Consider the following 24,937-nt stretch of genomic DNA (forward strand, 5'->3'; position numbering starts at 1 on the left):
TGAAATTTTAAGTTAAAACTGATTTAAAATCAGCGGAGTAGTGGTTTTCTGTTTTTAAGCGTAGCGGGCTTCCTATTTGTGTTGATTAATTCTTTCAATCCATAATTTGAGAAAGGACTTTTAGCACTTTTTGCCCAGATTGACTTTTATATACGCAGTGGCATGATGCGCTCACTCTTCTCCGGTTGTTTGGTTATCCACTTCGCTATGTCTGCTTATTCCCGCCCAGTGCTGTTATTGCTCTGCGGACTTTTGCTGCTGACGGTTTGTATTGCGGTATTAAATACCTTGGTACCACTGTGGCTGAGTTATCAATCTCTTCCTGTCTGGCAGGTTGGCCTTGTTGGTTCATCCTACTTCGGCGGTAATCTGGTTGGAACGTTATTAGCCGGTAAGTTAATCAAACTTTATGGATTTAACCGTAGCTATTATTTTGCGGCTTTATTGTTTGGTATCGCAATCGTTGGCCTCGGTATTTCTGGGGATATCGGTAGCTGGCTGTTCTGGCGCTTCCTTGCCGGTATCGGCTGTGCATTAATCTGGGTCGTGGTTGAAAGCGCTTTGTTATGTAGCGGAACGCCGACGCAGAGAGGGCAGTTACTGGCTGCCTATATGATTGCCTATTACCTCGGTAGCGTAGTTGGGCAGCTTCTGCTTGGCATATTGCCGAGCGCATTACTGAATGTGCTGCCGTGGATGGTCGCGTTAGTTATTTTGGCGGTATTACCGCTGCTGTTTACTCGTCTCCCTACGCCGCCAGAGCAGCAAGAAAAGCATGTCAACATGTGGAAAATGCTGACGTACCGCAGTGCCCGTTTAGGCGTTCACGGCTGTATTATTTCCGGCGCAATTTTAGGATCGCTGTATGGTCTGATGCCGCTGTATCTCTCCCATCAGGGAATGAATGATGCGCAGGTTGGATACTGGATGGCGCTGCTGATCAGCTCCGGAATTATCGGGCAATGGCCCATTGGACGTATGGCCGATCGTTATGGCCGATTGCTGGTTCTGCGGGTATTGGTCTTTGTGGTGATTATTGGCTGTATTGCTATGTTAAGCATTAGCCACTATGCCATGGCACCATCGCTGTTCCTGCTGGGATGTGCAGGGTTTACGCTGTATCCCGTTGCCATGTCTTGGGCATGTGAAAAAGTGCGCCCTGATGAACTGGTCGCGATGAATCAAGCCTTGCTCCTCAGCTACACGCTTGGCAGTCTTTGCGGGCCAAGCGTCGCTGCGGTGTTGATGCAGAACTACTCCGATCGACTGCTGTTTGTATTGATCGCCGTTGTTGCTATGATCTACCTGATGCTGCTGCTCAGAAAAGCCGATCATCATCCAACGCCATTAGCTACTGCTTGAGCCAGCGGCATCAAGGCTGGCCAACGAACTTTGTCCAGCTTCTACCATGTTATTCCACAGCGCTTCGGCTACTGGGCTAAGGCGCTGTTTTGCGTTTCGCACCAGATAAAATATGCTGGTGAGTCCGAGTTTTTCCGGTGAAATAGCTGTAAGTTGCCCAGTTTCAACCCATTTCGCTGCATAGTGATCGGGAAGAAAGCCAATATGTGTGCCAGCTAATAAGAGCAGCAAGCTACTTTCTAAATTCCAGGCTGTATTTTGTAAACCTTTCTTTGCTACTGGGCCTAGTTGCTTACTAATTTCGTGCAGTGCGTGGCCACCAATGAGTAACCTGTTCGGGTTAAGTGTTCCATCGCGCCACTCTTTTTCTATCCTCGCTGCATTTTCTGAAGCGGAATAAAAATAACTTTTTTCAACGAAAACGGGCTGGAAATAGATGTCGGTTGGAACATCATCCGGTAAGACGCTCAGGATAATGTCGATATGACCATTCTTTAGGCGTTCCATCAGCGGTGTGTAATCACCGATCTCTAGTTCAACCGCAACGTCAGGGCTCTGGCCGTACAATTTTCCAATTGCCTTGGAGATAACTTTGGCAGGGTGGGTGACAGTGTTATCCAAACAGCCAATACGGGCTTCACCAATGAGCTGATGCTTGATCCTTGCTAATCGATTTGCAAAGTCGTCCAGCGTGGCGATAACCGATTTGGCTTCCTGATAGACCACTTCGCCTTCCGTTGTGAGAGCAAACCCTCCACGTCCTCGTTCACACAAAACCAGCCCAAGCGTATCTTCAAGTCGAGACAGGTAGTGACTTAGGACAGGTTGACTTAAGCCTGTTGCAGCTTGTGCGTTGGTAATCCCTTGTTTCTCAACAATTTTACAGAAAAGTTTTAACCAACGGATCTCCAGTTTATCTAAGCGCATAGCATTTCCTTCGCATACATTACATCTCTGAATGTTAACATCAAAATATATCTGTATTAATCGATATGAAACCCATTTATCTTGTTGCCACGCCACATCGCTGATGTGGTTGCCACAAAAAACGTGGTTTTATGCGTCACATCAGGGTCTTTCATAAAGCATAATGGTGTTGTTAGCTTGCTGACGACACCATTGTTCTATACGTCACCAGACAACCTCTATAAAATATCACAACGATACAATAATTATTTAATGGAGGAATTATGTCTCAAGGGAATGCTGTGCCTGAAAAAGAACAACAGGGACGGCAAATCTATGATTACGAATACGAACCTGTTCCTGCTGAAGCCAGAAAAAGCTGGTATGTTATCGCTTTAATATGGCTGGCAATGGGAATTGACATTTCAGGTCTATTTCTTGGCGCTTTCTTAAGCGGTGGGTTACCTTTTTCTCAGGCCGTTAGTGCCACGCTTATCGGTTCCGCCTTTTTAGGTGTGTTGGCAGCATTATGTGCTAACGTCGGTTATGGATGCGGATTATCAACAACGCTACTGAGTATCTCCGTTTTTGGACGTCTTGGTGGAAAGATCATCGGTATTTTCTCTGCTGTATCATTGATTGGCTGGTTTGCTTTTCAACTCGATTTTTTTGGCGTAATGCTGCAAAAAGCATTGCTACATTATCAATTAGAACCTGGACATTTCCTTATTTTGGTTTTCGGTATGGTGCTGATGATCTCTACCGCTATTTGGGGTGTCAGGGCATTGGGCAAACTGAGTATATTCAGCGTGCCATTAATGCTGATATTGATCATTACAGGTTTGGTTTTAGCCGCGAGTAATCATCCCGAAATACCGATTCCGATAATTAAAGCGCCAATTAGCATGGGAAGCGCTATCTCTTACGTAGTTTCTATCTGGATAGTATCTGCCGTGATGTCACCGGATATTGCCCGCTATGCCAAAACACGCAAAGATGCGCTTCTCGGTGCTGGCTTAGGATTCTTTTTAGGCAATAGTTCAACGATATTAGTTGCACTCATTCTGACTCATCTGGTCGGTACAGAGGATCTAGTTGAAGTGTTCTTCAGTATTGGTTTGGGCATGTCAGCTATTGTAGTGCTTATTTTTGCCCAATGGACAACAAATAGTACCAACCTTGTTTCTGCATCTCTCGGACTATCTGTTGTTATTCGAACGCTATCTCGGCCAGTATTGGTTGTGCTAATGGCTATTGCCGGTTTGCTGTTAGCCTACAACGGTATGATTAATAATTTTACTCAATTCCTGTCACTCCTCGGTGTACTGATTTCTCCTATCGCAGGTGTTTATCTCGTCGAGTATTATTTTATTAAGTCCTCACGTTTGCAGAAAAATGTATCAGAGGCATCATTCTTGAATGTGGCGGCGGCTATATCTTGGTCACTCGGTAGCATTGTGAGCCTGTTGACTTCCCCAGATTTTTTCGATTTATTTACGATAAGTTCGATTTCTGCCCTGGATGGCGTAATTGTCAGTATGGCGATGTATATCGGCATACATAAAATTTTTCCTCAATTGGCAGATTGAACGTGTTATGCAGATAACACGAGATCTTGGGTAGGGTATGTCTCGTTATATTAATGCACAAACAATTGATGATATAGCATTAGGGGCCGCTGTTCTCGGTACAGGAGGCGGCGGCGATCCGTATGTAGGTTCTTTAATGGCAAAACACGCATTAAAAAATGCAGCCGAGGTACCTATATTCGGTTTAGATGAAATTAAAGACGACGATATATTTGTTCCTTGTAGCATGATCGGTGCAACGACTGTTGTTGTAGAAAAGATCATGTCAGCGAGTCAATTCGTTCGAGCATTTGACGCGATGGAAAAGGCGCTTGAGCGACCTATTACGGCGACTTTTCCCATCGAAGTCGGTGGTATCAATTCGCTAATGCCGTTTGTCGTTGCGGCCGCAAAAGGTTTACCTGTTATCGATTGTGATGCGATGGGGAGAGCCTTTCCCGAAGCCCAGATGGTGACCTTTTTTCTCGATGGTTTATCCTCTGCACCAAATACGTTAGCCGATGAAAAGGGAAATACCGTTACCTTAAATCCTATTGACGGTATGTGGTCTGAACGTTTAGCCAGGATGATTTCGGAACAAATGGGGGCTGCCTGCGCGATGTGTGATTACCCCTTACTCGGTAGTCAACTTAAGCGTAGCGCCATCAAAGGAACGCTGACGCTGGCGCAGGATATCGGGAAAACGCTGCGAGAATCTCATCGGTCAGGCAGTCATCCAGTACAGTCTCTGCTTACTGTGCTGAATGGCCATATCGTTGCATCAGGAAAGATTGTTGATGTAGAACGGCGCACAACCGGTGGTTTTGCTCGGGGCAAAGTGGTGCTGGATGGCATGGGAAACGACAAAGGCGAGTCGTTTACGGTGCTTTTTCAGAATGAGTTATTGCTCGCTTATCGCTCATCACAGGTGAAAGATCCTACGCAGGATAATCTGCTGGCCGTTGTGCCTGATTTAATCTCCATAGTAGATAGTGAAACCGGACGTCCGATCATCACGGAGCATTTACGTTATGGGCAGCGAGTCGATGTGATTGCCTATCCGTGCAATGACAAGTGGCGAACGCCAAAAGGGATTGACGTTGCGGGGCCGGAGTATTTCGGTTATCCGGTGCAGTATGTGCCGATAGAACTGCTTGCAAATCGCTGAGGCTTTCCCGATGTTACATAAAAATGATTACCGACTCGGGATTGATGTCGGCGGCACCAACACGGATGCGGCAATTTTAGATGCTGACCTACGCTGCATCGCGACGGCCAAATTTCCTACCAGTCTGGATATCTACTGCGGCATCGAACGGGTGATTGCGGAAGTATTGGCACAGTCTGGTATCGCACCGCAGCATATTCGCTATGCGATGTTGGGTACAACCCAATGTACCAATGCAATTGTTGAGCGGAAAGGGCTGGATCGCGTCGGACTATTGCGCCTGAGCCTGCCAAGTAGCGATAGCGTCCCGCCGCTGTTTGGCTGGGATGACGAGTGGCAAAGGACATTAGGCGAGCATTTCTACCAGATTCACGGCGGCTATGAGTTTGATGGCCGAGAGATTCATTCTGTACTGCGGGATGAAGTGCTGGCAGTTTGTGACAAGATGCGCGGCCATGTCGATAGCGTGGCTATCTGTGGCGTATTTTCCCCCGTAAATAATGAACAGGAACTGCAGGTTGCCCAGTGGGTGAGTGCGGCATTGCCAGAGGTTTCCGTGTCGTTATCCCACCGGATAGGCAGCACGGGATTATTGGAAAGGGAAAACGCGACGATCCTGAATGCATCGTTGCAAAGCACCGCGAACCGCTTTGTTCATGGCTTTACGCAAGCGCTAGTCCGGCATGGTATCAAGGCTACGCCATTCTTCGGGCAAAACGATGGCACATTGATGTCCGAGAGCATGGTGAAGCAATATCCCATTTTGACGATGGCTTGCGGGCCAACGAACTCGATTCGCGGAGCGTGTCACCTTTCCGGGCTGGATAATGCGTTGATTATCGATGTTGGCGGCACGACAACGGATATTGGCGTGTTGGTGAATGGCTTCCCGCGTGAGTCAGCAATCGCCGTTGAAGTCGGCGATGTGCGGACGAATTTCAGAATGCCAGACATTATTTCTATCGGTATTGGTGGCGGAACCTGCGTTCGGCAGTCTCAGGATGGAAAGCTTACCCTTGGACCTGACAGTGTCGGCTATCGCCTGCTTGAACAGGGCGTCAGCTTTGGCGGGGAGACGTTAACGCTCAGCGATATCATGCTGCAACTTCATCGTGAGAGATGGATTACGGATCTTCCTCGTCCGCTACCCAAGCTGGATAATGCATTTTGCCAGCAGGCTTATCGTCAGATGATTGAGAAAGTGGAAAGCGCTATCGATCGGATTAAATCGTCAAGCACAGCAATCCCTGCTGTGCTTGTGGGCGGTGGCAGCATTTTACTGCCTGACGTTTTATCTGGTGTCAGTCAGGTCATGCGCCCGCAGAATTTTGGTGCGGCCAATGCGGTTGGTGTGGCGTTAGGGAAGGTGGGCGCACAGATCGAGCGCGTAGTTAAAATGCCGGATAACGATCGTGAGAAGATAAAAAGTGAGTTGCAACAACACACCATTTTTCTTGCAGAAGAGATGGGAGCCATGCCGGGCAGCGTTGAAATCATCGACTATCAGGAAATTCCGTTGGCTTATCTGCCAGGGAATGCGGTACAGGTGAAAATCAAGGCGGCAGGAAACTTGGCTTAGCACAGCGCATTAACACTGTAGTGATATCTACCCGCCAAAATGAAAATAGCGCGCCCTGAGCGCGCTATTTTTCCAGAAAGCGTCAGAGGCTAGTACATGACCTTGTGACCGTAGCTTTCAAGAATCGATTTAACGCGATCCATCGTATCGGCTTTTGGCGGTTTAACGCCGTCTAATTTGTACTCTTCACCCATCGCAATCCACTTGTGTTTGCCAAGTTCATGATAGGGGAGAAGCTCAATTTTCTCGATGTTCGTCATATCCTTGGTGAATTCGCCCAGTTTGTGTGCGGACGCATCATCGTCAGACCAACCGGGAACGACGACATAACGTATCCAGGTACGCTGGTTGCGCTTTGCCAAATAGCGAGCGAAATCCAGAGTACGGTGATTGGATACGCCCACTAAATTCTGGTGTACGTCGTCATTCATTTGTTTCAGATCGAGCATCACTAAATCGCTGACGTCCAATAGCTCGTCAATGACGGGATCGTAGCGGCGCACGAAGCCATTGGTGTCCAGACAGGTGTTAATGCCTTCTGCCTTACAGGCACGGAACCAGTCGCGCACAAATTCGGCCTGGAGAATAGCCTCACCGCCGGATGCCGTTACGCCACCGCCGGATGCATTCATAAAGTGACGGTAGGTCACGACTTCTTTCATGAGTTCTTCAACCGTCACTTCCTTGCCGCCGTGCGTATCCCAGGTATCACGGTTATGACAATACAGGCAGCGCATCAGGCAGCCCTGAAAGAAGATGATGAAACGGATGCCTGGGCCATCGACGGTGCCACAGGATTCAAAGGAGTGGATGCGACCGATAAGTGACATTGCGAGGTTTTCTCCAAAGTTGACCGAACAATAGCGGTCTTTATGAGCGCAGTCATAAGAAGGCAGATGCTGCTCTGACAAAAGTTTCTGACAGAAGAACACCGTGTGACAGATGCTGCGTCGAATCTGTTTTGCGAGCCATCCACATAATGAGGGCAACATAGCGGGCTGGCAAAACAGGCTAACAATCTGAACGACAAGCGGGGGTGAGAAAAAGGCCCCACTGACGTGGAGCCTTTATTTTACGCCTTTTCAGACAGTCATGGAAATTACATTGACTGTGTGAAAGTACGGGTGATGACGTCTTGTTGCTGTTCTTTCGTCAGTGAATTGAAACGCACTGCGTAGCCAGATACGCGGATAGTCAACTGCGGATATTTCTCCGGGTTTTCCATCGCATCAAGCAGCATTTCACGGTTCATGACGTTGACGTTCAGGTGCTGACCACCTTCGATGCTGGCTTCGTGGTGGAAATAACCATCCATCAGGCCGGCAAGGTTAGCTTTACGCACGTTGTCGTCTTTGCCTAACGCGTTAGGGACGATGGAGAATGTATAAGAAATACCATCTTTCGCGTAAGCAAACGGCAGTTTGGCAACAGAAGTCAGAGAAGCAACGGCACCTTTCTGGTCACGACCATGCATTGGGTTAGCACCTGGTCCAAATGGCGCACCTGCGCGGCGACCGTCTGGCGTGTTACCCGTTTTCTTACCATATACCACGTTAGAGGTGATGGTCAGAACAGACTGAGTTGGTGTTGCGCCACGGTAGGTATTCAGTTTCTGAATTTTCTTCATGAAACGTTCAACCAGATCACAAGCCAGTTCATCTACGCGAGAATCGTTGTTACCGAATTGTGGATATTCGCCTTCGATATCAAAGTCGATAGCCAGGCCATCTTCATCACGAATTGGTTTAACTTTGGCATATTTGATGGCAGACAGGGAGTCAGCAGCAACAGACAGACCCGCGATACCACACGCCATAGTACGGAACACATCACGGTCATGCAGTGCCATCAGCGACGCTTCGTAGCTGTATTTGTCGTGCATGTAGTGAATGATGTTCAGAGAGGTGACGTATTGTTTCGCCAGCCAATCCATGAAGTGATCCATACGATCCATCACTTCGTCGAAGTCCAGAACGTCGCCTTTGATCGGTTCTGATTTCGGACCAACCTGCATTTTCAGTTTTTCGTCCACGCCGCCGTTAATCGCGTACAGCATGGTTTTCGCCAGGTTTGCACGGGCACCGAAGAACTGCATTTGTTTGCCAACGATCATCGGACTTACGCAACAAGCAATGGCGTAGTCATCGTTGTTAAAGTCAGGGCGCATCAGATCGTCATTCTCATATTGCAGAGAAGAGGTATCGATGGAGACTTTAGCCGCATAGTTTTTAAAGCTTTGTGGCAGTTTTTCAGACCACAGAATGGTCATGTTTGGCTCTGGAGACGGCCCCATGGTGTACAGGGTGTTCAGGAAGCGGAAGCTGGTTTTGCTCACCAGAGTACGACCATCCAGACCCATACCGGCCAGAGATTCTGTTGCCCAGATTGGGTCACCAGAGAACAGCTCATCATACTCAGGAGTACGCAGGAAACGCACCATACGCAGTTTCATGACCAGATGGTCAATCATTTCCTGAGCTTCTTCCTCAGTGATTTTGCCTGCTGCCAGATCGCGCTCAAGGTAGATATCCAGGAAGGTAGAGACACGTCCGAAGGACATTGCCGCACCATTCTGTGATTTCACCGCAGCCAGGTAACCGAAGTAAGTCCACTGCACGGCTTCCTGAGCTGTCGCTGCTGGGCCAGAAATGTCACAGCCATATTTAGCGGCCATTTCTTTAATTTGGCTCAGTGCATGATGCTGATCGGCAATTTCTTCACGCAGACGGATTGTTGCTTCCAGATCTTCGCCGTTTTCCAGTTTGGATTGCAGAGAAGTGAACTGAGCAAACTTGTCTTTCATCAGATAGTCGATACCGTACAGCGCAACGCGACGGTAGTCACCGATGATACGGCCACGGCCGTAAGCATCTGGCAGACCAGTCAGAACGCCTGATTTACGACAACGCAGGATGTCTGGAGTGTAAACATCGAACACGCCCTGGTTGTGCGTTTTGCGGTATTCGGTAAAGATTTTTTTCAGTTGAGGATCCAGTTCACGACCGTAAACTTTGCATGAACCTTCAACCATTTTGATGCCGCCGAACGGAATTAACGCACGTTTCAGCGGAGCGTCAGTTTGCAGACCAACGATTTTTTCCAGACCTTTGTTGATGTATCCCGCGTCGTGAGACGTGATAGTTGCAGCAACATTGGTATCAAAATCAACAGGCGCGTGAGTACGGTTTTCCTGTTTGATGCCTTCCATGACGCTGTCCCACAGCGCTGAGGTCGCTTTGGTTGCGCCAGCCAGGAAAGACTCATCACCTTCATACGGCGTGTAGTTTTTCTGGATAAAGTCACGAACGTTGACGTTATCCTGCCATTCACCTTTGCTAAAGCCTTGCCATGCATTGGCCAATTTTTCATTCAGCTCGGTCATTTTACACCTACCTTTGATATGGATTTCTTAAAACCCGACGTTGCGGCCGATTGCACCTTAGTGGTGCTTGTCTCCACCGCGCAAATAAATTACCCAATATGTCAAACCGACCATTACGCCGCCGCCGATGATGTTCCCTAGGGTGACGGGAATCAGATTATCGGTAATAAAGTGGCTAACGGTTAAATGTTCAAACTGAGACGGCACCATGCCAATGGCATTCCAGAATTCCGGGGCCGCAAAATTTTTGATAACGATGCCCATAGGAATCATGAACATGTTGGCGATACTGTGCTCAAAGCCGCTGGAAACAAACATGGCGACAGGCAGAATCATGGCAAACATTTTGTCGGTAAGCGTACGGCCGGAATAGCTCATCCACACGGCCAGACAAACCAGCAGGTTGGCGAGAATCCCCAGACACAGCGCTTCAACAAACGTGTGTTCAAGTTTGTGTTCAGCTGTTTGCAGGACGTTGAGGCCCCACGCACCGTTTGCGACCATGTGCTCTCCCGAGAACCAGATAAGGCCAACGAAGAAAAGCGCGCCAATCAGGTTGCCGACATAGACATTTGCCCAGTTACAGGCTAGTTGCTTCCAGGTAATACGTCCACTGGCTTTGGCAATCACGATAAGAACGGTTGAGGTAAATAAGTCTGCACCGCAGACGACAACCAACATGAGGCCAAGGGAGAAACAGATACCACCGATCAATTTCGCGATGCCGAAAGGTATCGTCGCGGTCCCTGTGGTAGCCGTAATATAAAAGACGAAGGCGATCGAAATAAACACACCCGCAGTGATCGCTAAATAAAACGTCGTATACGGTTGTTTTGTAGCTTTATAGACTCCGGCGTCTTCAGCAACTTTTGCCATGGCGGCCGGGAGTAATAGAGTAAAGGGGTTGTCAGCTTTCACACTAACTCTCTCTTAAAAATTATCAGCGTTGAGATACTAACAAAGCAGTATACGGTAAAATTTGACGTGGATCATATTGCAAGAAATTAACAGGTTGGTAAGTAGAGTGAGATACGGTGGTTTTGTGGTTAATTTATTGAATTTTATAATAAAAAAATATTTTAAATTTTATAAAAAGAGTTGAATGGTATACGTTAAACCTACCGATTTAGCGTTAATAAAAATCATGTTTTGTAGAATTTCAGTACCACCTTGTCGATGTAATTTAATTAAAATTTCACCATTCAATAACAATGTTCTGATTATGCATTACGAATAATAAATATTGCCCTCTGGATAATAAAATAGCCCTTTAGGATAAAGGGCTATTGGTCTGTGGCTATTTGCACTCAAACGCACTCATCGATATAAGACGTGTGCTGATTTCATCATTCTGGCATTATTTTGCTTGCCAATAACGACGCTTCGCCTGTTGCAGTTTTTCATAGGCTGCCAGCAGCGACTGGTGCGCAGGTAAAGAGGTAAAGGTGTCATCCACGGCAAACAGACCATAGAAGCACGCTTCGCCAGCAACCGCAGCGCTAGCGGCATCGACGGTCTCACTGCCGTACATTTTTGTGAAGGTATCGTAATATTCTGCCGGATCGCGCTCAGGCTCTTGCGCCAGTAACAGCAGGGTCTGCAGGCAACGGTAGTAGTTGCTGCGCTGTGCCGTAAAGACGGAATCGTTGAAATCCTGCGTCCACTCTGTCCAGGTCAGAGCCTGATCCAGATCGCCGCCGGCCAGAGCCAGCATGGCTTTCAATTCGCCAACACGCAGAGTGAGCCAGCCATTATCTTTGCCAGTGGCAATACCAAGCAGCTCGCGTACGCGGGTGAAGTCATCCAGCCCTTCGTCATCCAACTGTTGCAACAGAGTCAGATAGTCTTCTTTTTCCCATTTGCTGTCAGGCAGCGCCAGCAGCGTGTCACGCAGATGAGCGCCCATGCTGTTATTGGCTAACAACAGATCGTCGGCAGGATAGATGTCCGACATTCCCGGTACGATGATGCGGCAGGCATAAACAGCCAGATGTTCATAGTCAGCAATGTAGACTTCTTTATCTTCCTGCTTGAAGATCGCCATCAATGTAGCGAATTCTTCTTCCGTCGATCCTTTAAAGCTCCAATCGGCAAATTCATAATCCGCTTGCTTCTTGAACATATCCCAAGAGATCAGACCGCTGGAATCGATAAAGTGGGTTTCCAGGTTAGCGTGCTCGGCAACTTCTTCATCATCGAAGGTCGGTGGGGTGAACACGTCCAGATCTTTCAGGCCACGGCCTTGCAGCAGCTCGGTAACGGTACGCTCCAGCGCCACGCCGAAGTCAGGGTGCGCGCCGAAGGAGGCAAAGCAGGTGCCGTTGGCGGGGTTAAACAGCACTACGCAGATAACCGGATATTTCCCGCCCAGTGAGGCATCGTAAGAGAAAATCGGGAAACCTTCTTTTTCCAGCGTTGCAATCGCTTCGACCACGCCTGGGTAGCGGTTCAGCACCTCTTGCGGAATTTCTGGCAGGCTGATGGATTCGGCAATGATGCGGTTTTTGATGCTGCGCTCAAACACTTCAGACAGCCCCTGAACACGGGCTTCGTTGGCGGTGTTACCGGCGGACATCCCGTTAGAAACGTACAGGTTACCGATGATGTTCATCGGAATATAGACAGTTTGCTGATCGGACTGACGAGTAAATGGCAGCGCGCAAATGCCTCTGTCGGCATTGCCGGATTGCAGATCGATCAGATCGCTGGCGCTCAGTTCCTGCTCAGGATCGTAAAACTGATGCAGACGGGCATCCAGAATACCTTCCGGTAGCGCATCATCTTCTGGAATCGGGAACCATTTTTCATTCGGGTAGTGAACGAAATCGCCGTTAGCGATGCTTTTGCCGAGATAGAAGTCAGCAAAGAAATAGTTGGTGGACAGACGCTCGAAATACTCGCCTAACGCAGAGGCCAGTGCCGCTTTCTTACTGGCACCTTTACCGTTAGTGAAGCAGAGCGGGCAATCGCGGTCTCGAATATGGACAGACCAGACGTTTGGCACCGGGTTCAGCCATGACGCTTCTTCGATGTTAAACCCCAGGTCCTGGAGCTGTTGTTGAAAACGGGCGATGGAATCTTCCAGGGCGGCGTCTTTGCCTGGGATAAACGTTTGAGTCATGGTGTTCACTCTTATCGAGATTAGCGGAAGCGGCATGATACGGATTTTTCTGTTCAGACTCTATTTATTCATAACAGATCGGCAACAGTGAAAAAGAACAGGCTGCGTAACGTGCCGTTTTGCATAATGAAAGCGCAATAAGCGTTGCAGCCGCGATTGACGAGTGATAAAACCGATAGCAGGGTAAAAGTAGTGTGGTTATGGCGGTCCTTCCGTTATAACTACTATCTTGTAACAGCGGTATTTTTATAACCGTCAGGTTTATAAAAATGGTATTTGTAACAACGGTGATAAAAAGAGCCGCTATTTTTCAGGTGTGGTGAGGGGAAATGACTCAGATTTTTAATTTTAGCGCCGGTCCAGCAATGCTGCCGGTTGAAGTACTGCGTCGTGCTGAACAGGAATTGTGTAATTGGAATGGCTTGGGTACATCGGTCATGGAAATCAGCCACCGCAGTAAAGAGTTTATGCAGGTTGCCGCTGAATCCGAACAAGATCTGCGTGATTTGCTGAAAATCCCCTCCAACTACAAAGTGCTTTTTTGCCACGGTGGTGCGCGTGCGCAATTTGCGGCAGTACCGTTAAATCTCTTGGGCGAACGCTCAACGGCCGACTACATCGACGGCGGATATTGGGCAGACAGCGCAATCAATGAAGCAGAAAAATACTGCACACCTAACGTGATTGACGTGAAAACGCGTGTAGGCGATCTGCGCGGCATTAAGCCGATGCGTGAATGGAAATTGTCTGATGACGCCGCGTTTGTACATTACTGTCCGAATGAAACCATTGACGGTATTGCGATCGAAGAAGATCCGGATTTTGGCGATAAAATTGTGGTCGCCGACTATTCTTCCTGCATCCTGTCTCGCCGTATTGACGTTAGCCGTTACGGCGTGATCTATGCCGGTGCGCAGAAAAACATCGGCCCGGCTGGTCTGACGCTGGTTATCGTGCGTGAAGATTTACTGGGCAAAGCGCGCCGTGAGTTGCCATCGATTCTGGATTATCAGGTTCTGGCGGACAATGACTCTATGTTTAACACACCGCCGACGTTTGCCTGGTATCTGTCCGGCATGGTCTTCAAATGGCTGAAAGAGCACGGTGGTCTGGCTGAAATGGAAAAACGTAACCAAGAGAAAGCCGACCTGCTGTATAGCGCGATTGACGGTAACGATTTCTATCGTAATGACGTCGCGGTCGCGAACCGTTCTCGCATGAATGTGCCGTTCCTGCTGGCGGACTCTGCGCTGGATAAAGTCTTCCTAGAGGAATCAGTCGCTGCGGGTCTGCACGCGCTGAAAGGCCATCGCGTAGTGGGCGGCATGCGTGCTTCTATCTACAATGCGATGCCGCTGGAAGGCGTGAAAGCGCTGACGGAATTTATGGCTGACTTCGCGCGTCGCCACGGTTGATTAAGACCGCCCCTCGATACATTTTGATCAGCCCCGGACTTTCCGGGGTTTTTATGTCCACGTTGAAAGAATAGGCTTTACATGCAGGAATCCCTGACTCTACAACCCATCAAACTGATTAACGGTACCCTTAACCTTCCTGGCTCAAAAAGCGTCTCTAACCGTGCGCTTTTGCTAGCGGCCTTGGCTGAAGGAAAGACCCGGTTGACTAACCTGTTAGACAGTGACGATGTTCGCCATATGCTTACCGCTCTAACGGCGCTGGGCGTGGAATATCATCTGTCGTCTGACCGGACGGTGTGTGAGATTACGGGTCTGGGTGGCGCGTTTACGGCATCGCAACCGCTGGAACTGTTTCTAGGGAATGCAGGTACCGCGATGCGTCCACTGGCTGCCGCGTTGTGTCTGACAGATGGCGATATTGTACTGACGGGCGAGCCGCGGATGAAAGAGCGCCCGATCGGGCACTTGGTCGATGCACTGCGTCAGGGCGGGGCGAAAATTGACTATCTGGAGCAGGAAAATTACCCACCGCTTCGTCTGCACGGCGGTTTTCAGGGCGGTGAAATCAGCGTAGATGGCAGCGTATCAAGCCAGTTCCTGACCGCGCTGTTGATGACTGCGCCTCTGGCTAAGCAGGATACGCAAATCAGCATTCAGGGCGATCTGGTTTCCAAACCGTATATCGATATCACGCTGCATATGATGAAAGCCTTTGGTATTGAAGTGCGTCATGAAAATTATCAGCGATTCTTCGTTGCGGGTCGCCAGCAGTATCATTCACCGGGTGATTATCTGGTGGAAGGTGATGCGTCATCGGCTTCTTACTTCCTGGCCGCGGCGGCGATTAAAGGCGGTGTGGTGCGTGTGACCGGCGTAGGCCGTAATAGCGTACAGGGCGACATTCGCTTTGCTGATGTGTTGGAAAAAATGGGTGCGACCGTGCGCTGGGGTGAGGATTATATTGAATGCGAACGTGGTGAACTGCACGCGATCGACATGGATATGAATCACATTCCTGATGCTGCGATGACCATCGCGACGGCGGCGCTTTTCGCTCAAGGTGGCACCACTACGCTGCGTAATATCTACAACTGGCGCGTGAAAGAAACCGATCGTCTGGCGGCAATGGCGATTGAACTGCGTAAAGTTGGCGCGGAAGTGGAAGAGGGTAACGACTACATTTGCATTACGCCGCCGGCCAAGCTGAAAGCGGCAGAAATCGGCACGTACAACGATCATCGTATGGCGATGTGTTTCTCTCTAGTGGCGCTATCGGATACGCCAGTTACGATTCTGGATCCGAAATGTACGGCTAAAACCTTCCCAGACTACTTCGAACAACTGGCACGCCTCAGCGAGCTAGCCTGATCTCTCTAAGGCACGGTTTCCGTGCCTTTTTTCTCTATCGATTTCTCCGAGCAACGCTCAGCTTTTCTTCTGAAATTGCGTACCGCGTTCAGAGAATGCCTTATTTTTCCCGCCATTCCGGCATTGGGGTAACCTTTCTCTGTATTGATGCGTATAATGATGCTCCGTGATGCCATAAAACGGCATAAGCGGAACTTCCCAGTATTAAGGAGAGAGAGATGACGGTGATGGCACCGGTAATTACGGTTGACGGACCGAGCGGCGCAGGCAAAGGTACCTTGTGTAAGGCGTTGGCTGAAGCTTTACAATGGAACCTGCTGGACTCGGGGGCTATCTATCGTGTTTTGGCTCTGGCGGCATTGCACCACCATGTGGATATCAGTTCGGAAGACGCACTGGTTCCGCTAGCTTCTCATCTTGATGTGCGTTTTGTTGCAGAAGACGGGCAGTTGAAAGTCACCCTGGAAGGCGAAGACGTTAGCCATGAAATTCGTACCGAAGCGGTAGGCAACACGGCGTCTCAGGCTGCTGCTTTCCCTCGCGTTCGTGAAGCATTATTACGTCGGCAGCGTGCATTTCGCGAGGTTCCAGGGTTGATTGCTGATGGCAGAGACATGGGAACGGTAGTCTTTCCTGATGCCCCAGTGAAGATTTTTTTGGATGCCAGTGCGGAAGAACGTGCACAACGCCGCATGCTACAGTTGCAGGGGAAGGGCTTTAATGTTAACTTTGAACGTCTTTTGTCTGAGATAAAAGAACGGGATGAGCGCGATCGCAGTCGCGCCGTTGCGCCGTTAGTGCCTGCTGCCGATGCGTTGGTGCTAGATTCAACGGAAATGACAATCGATGAAGTGATAGCGCGCGCGTTGGCTTATGCCCGCGAAATTTTAGCGTAATCACAGAAAACTGAATTTTTACCTCGCTGTAAGGATGCACAGCGGGGCATGTTAAACAACCCCATCGAGCAGGATGCCAGATGGACGTTAAAATGAAACCCTTAAGATTATCAAACATGACTGAATCTTTTGCTCAACTCTTTGAAGAATCCCTGAAAGAAATCGAAACCCGTCCTGGTTCCATCGTACGTGGTGTTGTTGTTGCTATTGATAAAGATGTCGTACTGGTTGATGCCGGTTTGAAATCTGAATCTGCCATTCCGGTAGAGCAATTCAAGAACGCACAAGGCGAATTGGAAATTCAGGTTGGTGATGAAGTTGACGTTGCTCTGGACGCTATCGAAGATGGCTTCGGTGAAACGCTGCTTTCTCGCGAAAAAGCTAAACGTCATGAAGCATGGCTGACGCTGGAAAAAGCTTATGAAGAAGCTGCAACTGTTACCGGTATTATCAACGGTAAAGTTAAAGGCGGTTTCACTGTTGAGCTGAACGGCATTCGCGCGTTCCTGCCAGGTTCTCTGGTAGACGTTCGTCCGGTTCGCGATACGCTGCATCTGGAAGGCAAAGAGCTTGAGTTCAAAGTTATCAAGCTGGATCAGAAACGCAACAACGTTGTTGTTTCCCGCCGTGCAGTTATCGAATCTGAAAACAGCGCTGAGCGCGATCAACTGCTGGAAAACCTGCAGGAAGGCATGGAAGTTAAAGGTATCGTTAAGAACCTTACTGACTACGGTGCATTCGTTGATCTGGGCGGCGTTGATGGCCTGCTGCACATCACTGATATGGCTTGGAAACGTGTTAAACACCCAAGCGAAATCGTCAATGTGGGCGACGAAATCACTGTTAAAGTGCTGAAGTTCGACCGCGAGCGTACTCGTGTGTCTCTGGGCCTGAAACAGCTGGGCGAAGATCCATGGGTCGCTATCGCTAAGCGTTACCCAGAAAGCACGCGTCTGACTGGCCGCGTGACCAACCTGACTGACTACGGCTGCTTCGTTGAAATCGAAGAAGGCGTTGAAGGTCTGGTACACGTTTCTGAAATGGATTGGACCAACAAAAACATCCACCCATCCAAAGTTGTTAACGTTGGTGATGTAGTGGAAGTTATGGTTCTGGACATCGACGAAGAACGTCGTCGTATCTCCCTGGGCCTGAAACAGTGTAAATCCAACCCATGGCAGCTGTTCGCAGAAACCCACAACAAGGGCGACCGCGTTGAAGGTAAAATCAAGTCTATCACTGACTTTGGTATCTTCATCGGTCTGGACGGCGGCATCGACGGTCTGGTTCACCTGTCCGACATCTCTTGGAACGTGGCTGGCGAAGAAGCCGTTCGCGAATTCAAGAAAGGTGATGAAATCGCCGCTGTTGTTCTGCAGGTTGACGCAGAGCGCGAGCGTATCTCCCTGGGTGTGAAACAACTGTCTGAAGACCCGTTCAATAACTACCTGTCTGTTAACAAGAAAGGTGCTATTGTTACTGGTAAAGTTATAGCAGTTGACGCCAAAGGTGCTACAGTTGAATTAGCAGACGGTGTTGAAGGCTATCTGCGTGCTTCTGATGCTTCTCGTGACCGCGTTGAAGATGCAACTCTGGTACTGAGCGTTGGCGACAGCGTTGAAGCGAAATATACTGGTGTTGATCGTAAAAACCGCGTTGTTAGCCTGTCTGTTCGTGCGAAAGACGAAGCTGACGAGAAAGATGCAATCGCAACTGTTAACAACAAGCCGGAAGAAAACAATTTCTCCAGCGCGATGGCAGAAGCGTTCAAAGCAGCTAAAGGCGAGTAATCACTACGGTGGAATGAGCAACGTAAGTTGCTCATTCTTGTAACGGTAGTCAGTTATCCTGGTTATTGATAACCGCACTTGGAGGAGCTATGACCAAGTCTGAACTTATTGAAAGGCTTGCTGGACAGCAATCTCATATCCCAGCCAAAGTGGTTGAGGATGCAGTGAAAGAAATGCTCGAACAAATGGCTTCTACGCTAGCCGAAGGCGACCGTATTGAAATCCGTGGGTTTGGCAGTTTTTCACTTCACTACCGTGCACCGCGTGTAGGTCGTAATCCGAAAACGGGTGACAAAGTTGAGTTGGAAGGTAAGTACGTCCCTCACTTTAAACCGGGTAAGGAACTCCGCGACCGCGCTAATATTTACGGCTAATCATTAGTCCTAAATACCAGCCTTATAAAAGCACCCATTTGGGTGCTTTTTTACATTTATGGCCTATTTTCCTCTCCAACCTTCCACATGATTTGATCTAGTTACTTATCAGAGTGCGATCTCACTTAATACGCTTTCCTTTTTGACCTTCACGCGGCTAAGTGATCGTCAGCACACGAAATATGAATTTTTGATTTTCAACTGCTTGGACGTTGAAGTTTTTAATGTTATTGCCTATTTTTTATTCGGTACATTAACATTTCTAATGCGTTATCTCTAAATAAGGAAAGTGTATGAGTGAAGCGTGTGGCCATTCCGGTAGCATAAGCTGTTCCTGCTGTAGCCCTCTGTGGAAATCATTTTTCCCCGATACGCCAGTTGAGATCCCTGAGGGGGAGAACAGTCTACATATTGAAACGAAGCTATTCCGTTCCGCACCAAATAAGGATGGGAGCCCTGGAAAAGCTATTCTGACGTTAGAAGATGGGAAGGAAGTTGCAGTTGAGGCCATGGGCATTCGTGACGGACTGGTGGTTGCAACGGGTTCGTATCAGGATGTGAAAGCCAAAATGCCGAAAAACACGTCTGAGCATCAATTATCAGGCAAACAAACGCTGTTACCGGGGCTGATTGAGCCGCATGTCCACATCACTAGCTCCGCGATGCTTTCTGGTATTGGTAATGATGTTAGCCCGTTTGAAGAGCAAAAATTACGCAAAAATTATAACCGTAGCTGGGTGATATCCCATCTACAGGAGAAGGCGTTACCGCATAAATCCGATAAATGGCTTATCGGATTTGGTGCTGATCCATCGCTGTTTGTTGAGGGAAATAAGGCATTTGATGCTGATGCTCTCGATAAAATCACGACACTCCAACCGGTATTTGTCCTCAATGCCTCGATGCATCTTGCTTATATCAATCATGCGGCGATTAAGTGTGTTAAAGACTATTATGCAGATAAACCACCCCTTGTCCCACCTATCAGCGAAAACGGTATCCTTAAGGAAATAGTTGGTATCCAGCCAGTGCTAAATGTCATGGTCAGTAGCTACCCTAAAACGGAATTGGCGGTAAAGCTCATTGCATCGATGAGCAAACTATTTGCTTTAGCGAGTAAACGAGGCGTGACTTATATGCTTGATGCTGGCGTTGAACCCAAAGGGTCTCAGCCGGGCTTCGATCAAGTGAGTTTCCTGGACAAATGGGCGCATCTGCCGATTTGTCCGGTGCGGATAGGCGGTGCACTGATTGTTACGAGTAGTGAGGATTTTGAAAATAAAGTGGTGAATTATTACTCTCCGGGGTATGGAGATGAACACTTTCACTTGCCGTATATCAAGGTTATTTCAGATGGTTCAAACCAAGGGCTGACGGGGTATCAATCCACGCCGTACTGCTGTAATCACCTCTATGAAAAAACGCCAGGCGTGGATAATGTCGGTGCCTTCAACTTTGATCCATCCACTAATATCAATACGCTGGTGCAGAACGTTGTAGATAAAAACTGGTCATTGATGATTCATACGAATGGCGATGAAGCCATCAGGCTGACCTTAGCGTCTTTTAAACTGGCTGGCGTGACATCAGAGACTTACGAACTGCGGCGGGATCGTTTGGAACATGCCTCCCTGCTCACTGACGATCATCTTGTGGAAATGAAACAGCTCGGTATTTCCCCCAGTTTCTTAATTGGTCATGTGGGGTATTGGGGCTGGGCATTCCAGCAAACCATTCTGGGAGAGGATCGCGCTAATCACCTTGATCGCTGCCAATCCGCGATCAATCACGGGATGAGGATTACGCTACACAGCGATAACGGTGTTACACCGCTTGGCCCGCTACGCATGATGGAACAGGCGATTTCTCGTGTGATGGAAGGCGCGCCTCAACAGGCGACTCCTGCTGTGTTGCGCGAGCAAGAGCGGATTTCCCGTTTCGCCGCGCTTAAATCCGCAACTTATGATGCCGCCTGGCAGTGTCATGCAGATCAGTGGGTCGGATCGTTGGTCGCTGGTAAATGTGCTGATTTTATTATTCTGGCGGATTCCCCGCTGACCTATGATTCAGCAGATAAAAATAATCCGGTGAAAGATATGCGTCATATTCCGGTTCTGGAAACCTGGAAAGGGGGACGTAAGGTACACTCAAGCTAACACGGCGATGTTGCCATAATAAAGCCCCGCGTTATCAGCGATCGATAACGCGGGGAACAGGTTTACTTATTGTGACGCGCTTTCAGGCGATTAATGATGGTCGCCAGATCTAAATCCTGATCCTGCAACAGCACCAGCAGGTGGTACATCAAATCTGCGGCTTCGTTGGTCAGTTCTTCGCGGTCATGCACCGTGGCCGCTAATGCCGCTTCCAATCCTTCCTCACCGACCTTCTGCGCAATGCGCTTGGTGCCGCTGGCATATAGGCGCGCAGTGTAAGAGCTATCTGGGTCAGCATGCTTACGCTCGGCCAGCAGTTGCTCTAACTGATAGAGGAACGTCCAGTCGCTGGCAGCAGGCGAGAAGCAACTGCTGGTGCCCAGATGGCAGGTTGGACCGATGGGATTAACCAGAATCAGCAGGGTGTCGTTATCGCAGTCCGGCGTGATAGAGACGACATTCAGGAAATGGCCGGAAGATTCGCCTTTCGTCCACAAGCGCTGCTTGGTCCGCGAGAAAAACGTGACCTTGCCGCTCTCTTCCGTAGCCTGCAACGCGTCCTGATTCATGTAGCCCAGCATCAATACTTCACCGGATACCGCATGTTGCACGACAACCGGCAGCATACCGTCCGTTTTTTCCCAATCGAGTTGGTTTCGTTGTTCGTCGTTTAGAAAAACTGCTTCGCTTAACACACTCGAATCTCCACACCCTGTTGCTTAAGATATTGTTTCAGTTCGCCAATATTAATAATTTGCTTGTGAAACACCGATGCTGCCAGCGCGCCATCAACGTGGGCGGTTTGGAACGCATCCAGAAAATGTTCCATGGTGCCTGCGCCGCCGGAAGCAATAAGCGGGACATGACAGACATCACGCACCAGATTTAACTGATGTAAATCATAGCCGTTACGCACGCCGTCCTGATTCATCATGTTCAGGACAATCTCACCCGCACCGCGCTTCTGCACTTCTTCTACCCAATCCAGCGTTTCCCAAGTGGTGACCTTGGTGCGCGCTTCATCACCCGTGTATTGATTCACATGGTAGCGGCCTGTAGCAGCATCGTGCCAGGTATCAATCCCGACGACGATGCATTGTACGCCATAGCGGTCAGCCAGGCGGGTAATCAGCTCTGGGTCGGCCAGTGCCGGTGAGTTGATGGAAATCTTATCTGCGCCGAAAGAGAGGATTTGACCCGCTTCTTCCACGCTTTTAATGCCGCCCGCCACACAGAAGGGAATATCAATCACTTCCGCGACGCGGGATACCCAGCTTTTATCGACTACACGGCCATCGGAAGAGGCGGTGATATCATAAAAAACCAGCTCATCTGCCCCTTCCTGCGCGTAGCGCTGCGCCAATGGCACAATGTCACCGATGATTTCGTGGTTGCGGAACTGTACACCTTTGACGACCTGACCGTTACGCACGTCCAGGCAGGGAATTATCCGTTTTGCCAGCATGAAATAGCCTCCGCGACGTTGAATTTACCTTCCAGCAGCGCACGACCTACGATCACGCCCTGCACACCGCTGCCGCGCAAATTGGCGATATCCGTCAAGTTACCGATGCCGCCGGATGCCTGAAAGGCAATCTGCGGGTAGCGCTGGCTGATTTCACGATAGAGTTCGACGTTGGAGCCGCTCAGCGTACCGTCACGAGAAATATCAGTGCACAGCACATGTTTCAGACCGAACGGCAGATATTGTTCAACGACCTGCTCAAGCGTGGCGTTTGAATTTTCCTGCCAGCCGCTGATGGCGACGAACTTCGTGCCGTTGGCGTCGATGCGCACGTCCAGCGCCAGCACCAGCGCTTCTGCGCCGTAGCGGGTGAACCATTGCTGAACAAGTTCCGGCTGCTTAACGGCGGTGGAGCCGATGACGACACGGCTGGCTCCGGCTTTTAATAACGCTTCCACGTCCTGCTCGGTGCGGATGCCGCCGCCAATCTGAACGGGGACGGTAACGCCAGCCAACAGCGTCGTTAATAGCGGAATCTGGCGGGCCGAGGGATCTTTTGCACCGGTCAAATCCACCAAATGCAGCACGCCTGCGCCTTGTTGCTGGTAATCCTGCAAGCGGGGGAGCGGATCGCTGCCGTACTGGCGCTGTTGGCCATAATCACCCTGATGTAGACGGACAACCTGTCCATCAATCAGATCTAATGCGGGAATAATCATGACGCTCTACATCTCCAGAAAGTTTTTCAGCAGTTGCGCGCCCGCCGCACCCGAACGCTCAGGGTGGAACTGCACGCCAAAGAAGTTATCTTTTTCCAGCGCGGCGGTGAAGGCTTCGCCGTAGTTGGCTTGGGCAATCGTGTTTTCGCAGACCGGCATGGCATAGCTGTGAACGAAATAGAAATAGGCACCGTCATCGATATCGCGGAACAAACGATGTCCGGCCTTCGGAATGACCTGATTCCAGCCCATATGCGGCAACGGTAAGCCATGGTCAACCATCTTTTTCACCGGCGAATCAACAATGCCGAGCGTGGGAATGCCGCCATTTTCGTCGCTGTTTGTGCCTAATAACTGCATACCAAGGCAAATACCGAGAACGGGCTGGGTACAGGCTTTGATCAACGCAATCAGGTCGCGCTCTTCCAGTTGATTCATCGCAGCCTGTGCGGTGCCAACGCCCGGCAGAAACAGCTTGTCCGCTTGCAGGACAATCTCGGCCTCGCGGCTTACAACGGGCGTATACCCCAACCGCTGCACGGCGTAGGTCACCGAAGAGAGATTAGCGCAGCCAGTATCAAGAATGACGACCTTCATCAGAGCACTCCTTTCGAGCTCGGCAGCGTATCACCCTCGACGCGGATTGCCTGACGCAGCGTGCGCCCGAAGACTTTGAACAGGCTTTCCACACGGTGATGATCGTTACGCCCTTTGGTTTTCAGGTGCAGCGTACAGGCCATAGAATAAGACAGTGAACGGAAGAAGTGTTCGACCATTTCTGTACTCAGGTCGCCAACGCGCTGGTAGCTGAATTCTGCTTTGTATTCCAGGTGCGGACGTCCGGAAATATCAAGCGCACAGCGTGCCAGACACTCATCCATAGGCAGAACAAAGCCAAAGCGGCCAATACCACGTTTATCGCCCAGCGCTTTATTCAGGGCTTCGCCCAGCGCCAGACCGGTATCTTCTACCGTGTGGTGATCGTCGATGTATAGATCGCCTTTCACTTCAATGTTCATGCGGAATCCGCCGTGGGTGGCGATTTGATCCAGCATGTGATCGAAGAAGCCGACGCCGGTGTTGATTTTGCTGCCACCTTCCTGATCCAGCCAGACGTTTACATCAATCGCGGTTTCACGCGTGACGCGGTTGACGTGCGCATGGCGGTCACGCTTGGTCAACTGGTTGGTAATCGCTTGCCAGCTTAGCCCGCCACGCTGATAGAGCAGCCCGGTTATGCCCATGTTCTGCGCCAGTTGAATATCGGTCTGGCGGTCGCCGATGACGTAGCTATTCGCCACATCCATCAGGCCGTTGTTCAAATAGGCAGTCACCAGCTCGGTCTTGGGCTTGCGACAGGTGCAGTTATCCGCGGGTAAATGCGGGCAGATCAGCACTTGCTCAAAACGGATGCCCTGCGATGTCAGAATCTGCATCATCAAGTTGTGCGGTGGATCGAAGGTTTCCTGCGGAAAGCTCTCGGTTCCCAATCCATCCTGATTCGTAATCATCACCAGCGTATAACCGACTTTTTGCAGTGCCAGCAGCGAGGGAATGACATCTGGTTCCAGCGCCAGTTTATCCAGACGGTCAACCTGAAAATCCTCAGGCGGTTCAGCAATCAATGTTCCGTCACGGTCGATAAAGAGGTATTTCTGGCCCACG

Annotated in this window: 20 protein-coding genes; 10 read left to right on the forward strand and 10 right to left on the reverse strand. The window is 49.6% G+C overall.

Features of this window, described 5'->3' with window-relative positions:
- Window positions 1-207: 207 nt before the first annotated feature.
- Window positions 208-1,362, forward strand: coding sequence for an MFS transporter (locus tag JFY74_08935; protein ID QQG30496.1), 1,155 nt, complete (start codon window positions 208-210; stop codon window positions 1,360-1,362).
- On the opposite strand, the gene JFY74_08940 is transcribed toward JFY74_08935, so the two are convergent.
- On the reverse strand, window positions 1,348-2,289 hold the full coding sequence (locus tag JFY74_08940; protein QQG30125.1) for a LysR family transcriptional regulator: 942 nt from the start codon (window positions 2,287-2,289) through the stop codon (window positions 1,348-1,350). The genes JFY74_08935 and JFY74_08940 overlap by 15 nt on opposite strands.
- A 263-nt stretch (window positions 2,290-2,552) precedes the next feature.
- Here JFY74_08940 and JFY74_08945 point away from each other — a divergent pair, with 263 nt between their 5' ends.
- The 3 genes from JFY74_08945 to JFY74_08955 are packed head-to-tail and all read left to right on the forward strand — an operon-like array spanning window position 2,553 to window position 6,583.
- Window positions 2,553-3,857: a cytosine permease gene (locus JFY74_08945; GenBank protein QQG30126.1), complete on the forward strand. Its 1,305-nt coding sequence runs from the start codon at window positions 2,553-2,555 to the stop codon at window positions 3,855-3,857.
- A gap of 37 nt (window positions 3,858-3,894) precedes the next feature.
- Window positions 3,895-5,004, forward strand: a complete 1,110-nt coding sequence (locus tag JFY74_08950) for a DUF917 domain-containing protein (protein ID QQG30127.1) — start codon at window positions 3,895-3,897, stop codon at window positions 5,002-5,004.
- A 10-nt stretch (window positions 5,005-5,014) separates the two neighbouring features.
- A complete protein-coding gene (locus JFY74_08955; GenBank protein QQG30128.1) occupies window positions 5,015-6,583 on the forward strand; it encodes a hydantoinase/oxoprolinase family protein in 1,569 nt (522 codons plus the stop codon).
- A gap of 89 nt (window positions 6,584-6,672) precedes the next feature.
- Here the strand turns inward: JFY74_08955 and pflA are convergent, their stop codons facing one another.
- The 4 genes from pflA to JFY74_08975 form a co-directional block, all read right to left on the reverse strand.
- A complete protein-coding gene (gene pflA, locus JFY74_08960) occupies window positions 6,673-7,413 on the reverse strand; it encodes a pyruvate formate lyase 1-activating protein (GenBank protein QQG30129.1) in 741 nt (246 codons plus the stop codon).
- Between the two features lie 269 nt (window positions 7,414-7,682).
- On the reverse strand, window positions 7,683-9,965 hold the full coding sequence (gene pflB / locus JFY74_08965) for a formate C-acetyltransferase (GenBank protein ID QQG30130.1): 2,283 nt from the start codon (window positions 9,963-9,965) through the stop codon (window positions 7,683-7,685).
- Window positions 9,966-10,022: 57 nt separating this feature from the next.
- Window positions 10,023-10,883: a formate transporter FocA gene (focA, locus tag JFY74_08970; GenBank protein ID QQG30131.1), complete on the reverse strand. Its 861-nt coding sequence runs from the start codon at window positions 10,881-10,883 to the stop codon at window positions 10,023-10,025.
- 439 nt (window positions 10,884-11,322) lie between these two features.
- Window positions 11,323-13,086, reverse strand: a complete 1,764-nt coding sequence (locus JFY74_08975) for a YcaO-like family protein (GenBank protein QQG30132.1) — start codon at window positions 13,084-13,086, stop codon at window positions 11,323-11,325.
- A gap of 329 nt (window positions 13,087-13,415) precedes the next feature.
- On the opposite strand from JFY74_08975, the gene serC reads away from it, so the two are divergent.
- The 6 genes from serC to JFY74_09005 all read left to right on the forward strand — a co-directional run bounded on the left by serC (window position 13,416) and on the right by JFY74_09005 (window position 21,088).
- Entirely contained in the window at window positions 13,416-14,501 is a 1,086-nt protein-coding gene (gene serC, locus JFY74_08980; protein QQG30133.1) for a 3-phosphoserine/phosphohydroxythreonine transaminase, read from the forward strand.
- An 81-nt stretch (window positions 14,502-14,582) separates the two neighbouring features.
- Window positions 14,583-15,872 carry a 3-phosphoshikimate 1-carboxyvinyltransferase gene (gene aroA, locus JFY74_08985; protein QQG30134.1) on the forward strand — a complete coding sequence of 430 codons (1,290 nt, stop codon included), beginning with the start codon at window positions 14,583-14,585 and terminating at the stop codon, window positions 15,870-15,872.
- A 218-nt stretch (window positions 15,873-16,090) separates the two neighbouring features.
- On the forward strand, window positions 16,091-16,768 hold the full coding sequence (gene cmk, locus JFY74_08990; GenBank protein ID QQG30135.1) for a (d)CMP kinase: 678 nt from the start codon (window positions 16,091-16,093) through the stop codon (window positions 16,766-16,768).
- A gap of 92 nt (window positions 16,769-16,860) precedes the next feature.
- Window positions 16,861-18,558 carry a 30S ribosomal protein S1 gene (gene rpsA, locus JFY74_08995; protein QQG30136.1) on the forward strand — a complete coding sequence of 566 codons (1,698 nt, stop codon included), beginning with the start codon at window positions 16,861-16,863 and terminating at the stop codon, window positions 18,556-18,558.
- Between the two features lie 89 nt (window positions 18,559-18,647).
- The gene (gene ihfB, locus JFY74_09000; GenBank protein ID QQG30137.1) at window positions 18,648-18,932 is read left to right on the forward strand and encodes an integration host factor subunit beta; all 285 of its coding nucleotides are present in this window, start codon (window positions 18,648-18,650) and stop codon (window positions 18,930-18,932) included.
- Between the two features lie 293 nt (window positions 18,933-19,225).
- Entirely contained in the window at window positions 19,226-21,088 is a 1,863-nt protein-coding gene (locus tag JFY74_09005) for an amidohydrolase (GenBank protein ID QQG30138.1), read from the forward strand.
- Window positions 21,089-21,150: 62 nt separating this feature from the next.
- Here JFY74_09005 and JFY74_09010 read toward each other — a convergent pair whose 3' ends face one another.
- From JFY74_09010 to hisB, 5 genes are read right to left on the reverse strand one after another with little or no spacing between them, the layout of a single operon-like run.
- Window positions 21,151-21,783 (reverse strand): bifunctional phosphoribosyl-AMP cyclohydrolase/phosphoribosyl-ATP diphosphatase HisIE, encoded by a 633-nt coding sequence (locus JFY74_09010; GenBank protein ID QQG30139.1) that lies wholly within the window; start codon window positions 21,781-21,783, stop codon window positions 21,151-21,153.
- Window positions 21,777-22,553 (reverse strand): imidazole glycerol phosphate synthase subunit HisF, encoded by a 777-nt coding sequence (hisF, locus tag JFY74_09015; GenBank protein ID QQG30140.1) that lies wholly within the window; start codon window positions 22,551-22,553, stop codon window positions 21,777-21,779. Before hisF ends, JFY74_09010 begins: the two co-directional genes overlap by 7 nt.
- Complete coding sequence (gene hisA / locus JFY74_09020) at window positions 22,535-23,272, reverse strand: 1-(5-phosphoribosyl)-5-[(5-phosphoribosylamino)methylideneamino]imidazole-4-carboxamide isomerase (protein ID QQG30141.1); 738 nt, start codon at window positions 23,270-23,272, stop codon at window positions 22,535-22,537. Before hisA ends, hisF begins: the two co-directional genes overlap by 19 nt.
- Window positions 23,273-23,278: 6 nt before the next feature.
- Window positions 23,279-23,869: an imidazole glycerol phosphate synthase subunit HisH gene (gene hisH / locus JFY74_09025; protein QQG30142.1), complete on the reverse strand. Its 591-nt coding sequence runs from the start codon at window positions 23,867-23,869 to the stop codon at window positions 23,279-23,281.
- On the reverse strand, window positions 23,869-24,936 hold the full coding sequence (gene hisB, locus JFY74_09030; protein QQG30143.1) for a bifunctional histidinol-phosphatase/imidazoleglycerol-phosphate dehydratase HisB: 1,068 nt from the start codon (window positions 24,934-24,936) through the stop codon (window positions 23,869-23,871). Before hisB ends, hisH begins: the two co-directional genes overlap by 1 nt.
- Window position 24,937: the final 1 nt, after the last annotated feature.

Source organism: Pectobacterium carotovorum (genome assembly GCA_016415585.1).
GTDB classification, from domain to species: Bacteria; Pseudomonadota; Gammaproteobacteria; order Enterobacterales; family Enterobacteriaceae; genus Pectobacterium; species Pectobacterium carotovorum_K.

Bases quoted from the DNA above. Each gene is read 5' to 3' on its own strand.
- JFY74_08935 (QQG30496.1), top strand. From the start codon at position 208: ATGTCTGCTTATTCCCGCCCAGTGCTGTTATTGCTCTGCGGACTTTTG.
- JFY74_08940 (QQG30125.1), bottom strand. From the start codon at position 2,289: ATGCGCTTAGATAAACTGGAGATCCGTTGGTTAAAACTTTTCTGTAAA.
- JFY74_08945 (QQG30126.1), top strand. From the start codon at position 2,553: ATGTCTCAAGGGAATGCTGTGCCTGAAAAAGAACAACAGGGACGGCAA.
- JFY74_08950 (QQG30127.1), top strand. From the start codon at position 3,895: ATGTCTCGTTATATTAATGCACAAACAATTGATGATATAGCATTAGGG.
- JFY74_08955 (QQG30128.1), top strand. From the start codon at position 5,015: ATGTTACATAAAAATGATTACCGACTCGGGATTGATGTCGGCGGCACC.
- pflA (QQG30129.1), bottom strand. From the start codon at position 7,413: ATGTCACTTATCGGTCGCATCCACTCCTTTGAATCCTGTGGCACCGTC.
- pflB (QQG30130.1), bottom strand. From the start codon at position 9,965: ATGACCGAGCTGAATGAAAAATTGGCCAATGCATGGCAAGGCTTTAGC.
- JFY74_08975 (QQG30132.1), bottom strand. From the start codon at position 13,086: ATGACTCAAACGTTTATCCCAGGCAAAGACGCCGCCCTGGAAGATTCC.
- serC (QQG30133.1), top strand. From the start codon at position 13,416: ATGACTCAGATTTTTAATTTTAGCGCCGGTCCAGCAATGCTGCCGGTT.
- aroA (QQG30134.1), top strand. From the start codon at position 14,583: ATGCAGGAATCCCTGACTCTACAACCCATCAAACTGATTAACGGTACC.
- cmk (QQG30135.1), top strand. From the start codon at position 16,091: ATGACGGTGATGGCACCGGTAATTACGGTTGACGGACCGAGCGGCGCA.
- rpsA (QQG30136.1), top strand. From the start codon at position 16,861: ATGAAACCCTTAAGATTATCAAACATGACTGAATCTTTTGCTCAACTC.
- ihfB (QQG30137.1), top strand. From the start codon at position 18,648: ATGACCAAGTCTGAACTTATTGAAAGGCTTGCTGGACAGCAATCTCAT.
- JFY74_09005 (QQG30138.1), top strand. From the start codon at position 19,226: ATGAGTGAAGCGTGTGGCCATTCCGGTAGCATAAGCTGTTCCTGCTGT.
- hisF (QQG30140.1), bottom strand. From the start codon at position 22,553: ATGCTGGCAAAACGGATAATTCCCTGCCTGGACGTGCGTAACGGTCAG.
- hisA (QQG30141.1), bottom strand. From the start codon at position 23,272: ATGATTATTCCCGCATTAGATCTGATTGATGGACAGGTTGTCCGTCTA.
- hisH (QQG30142.1), bottom strand. From the start codon at position 23,869: ATGAAGGTCGTCATTCTTGATACTGGCTGCGCTAATCTCTCTTCGGTG.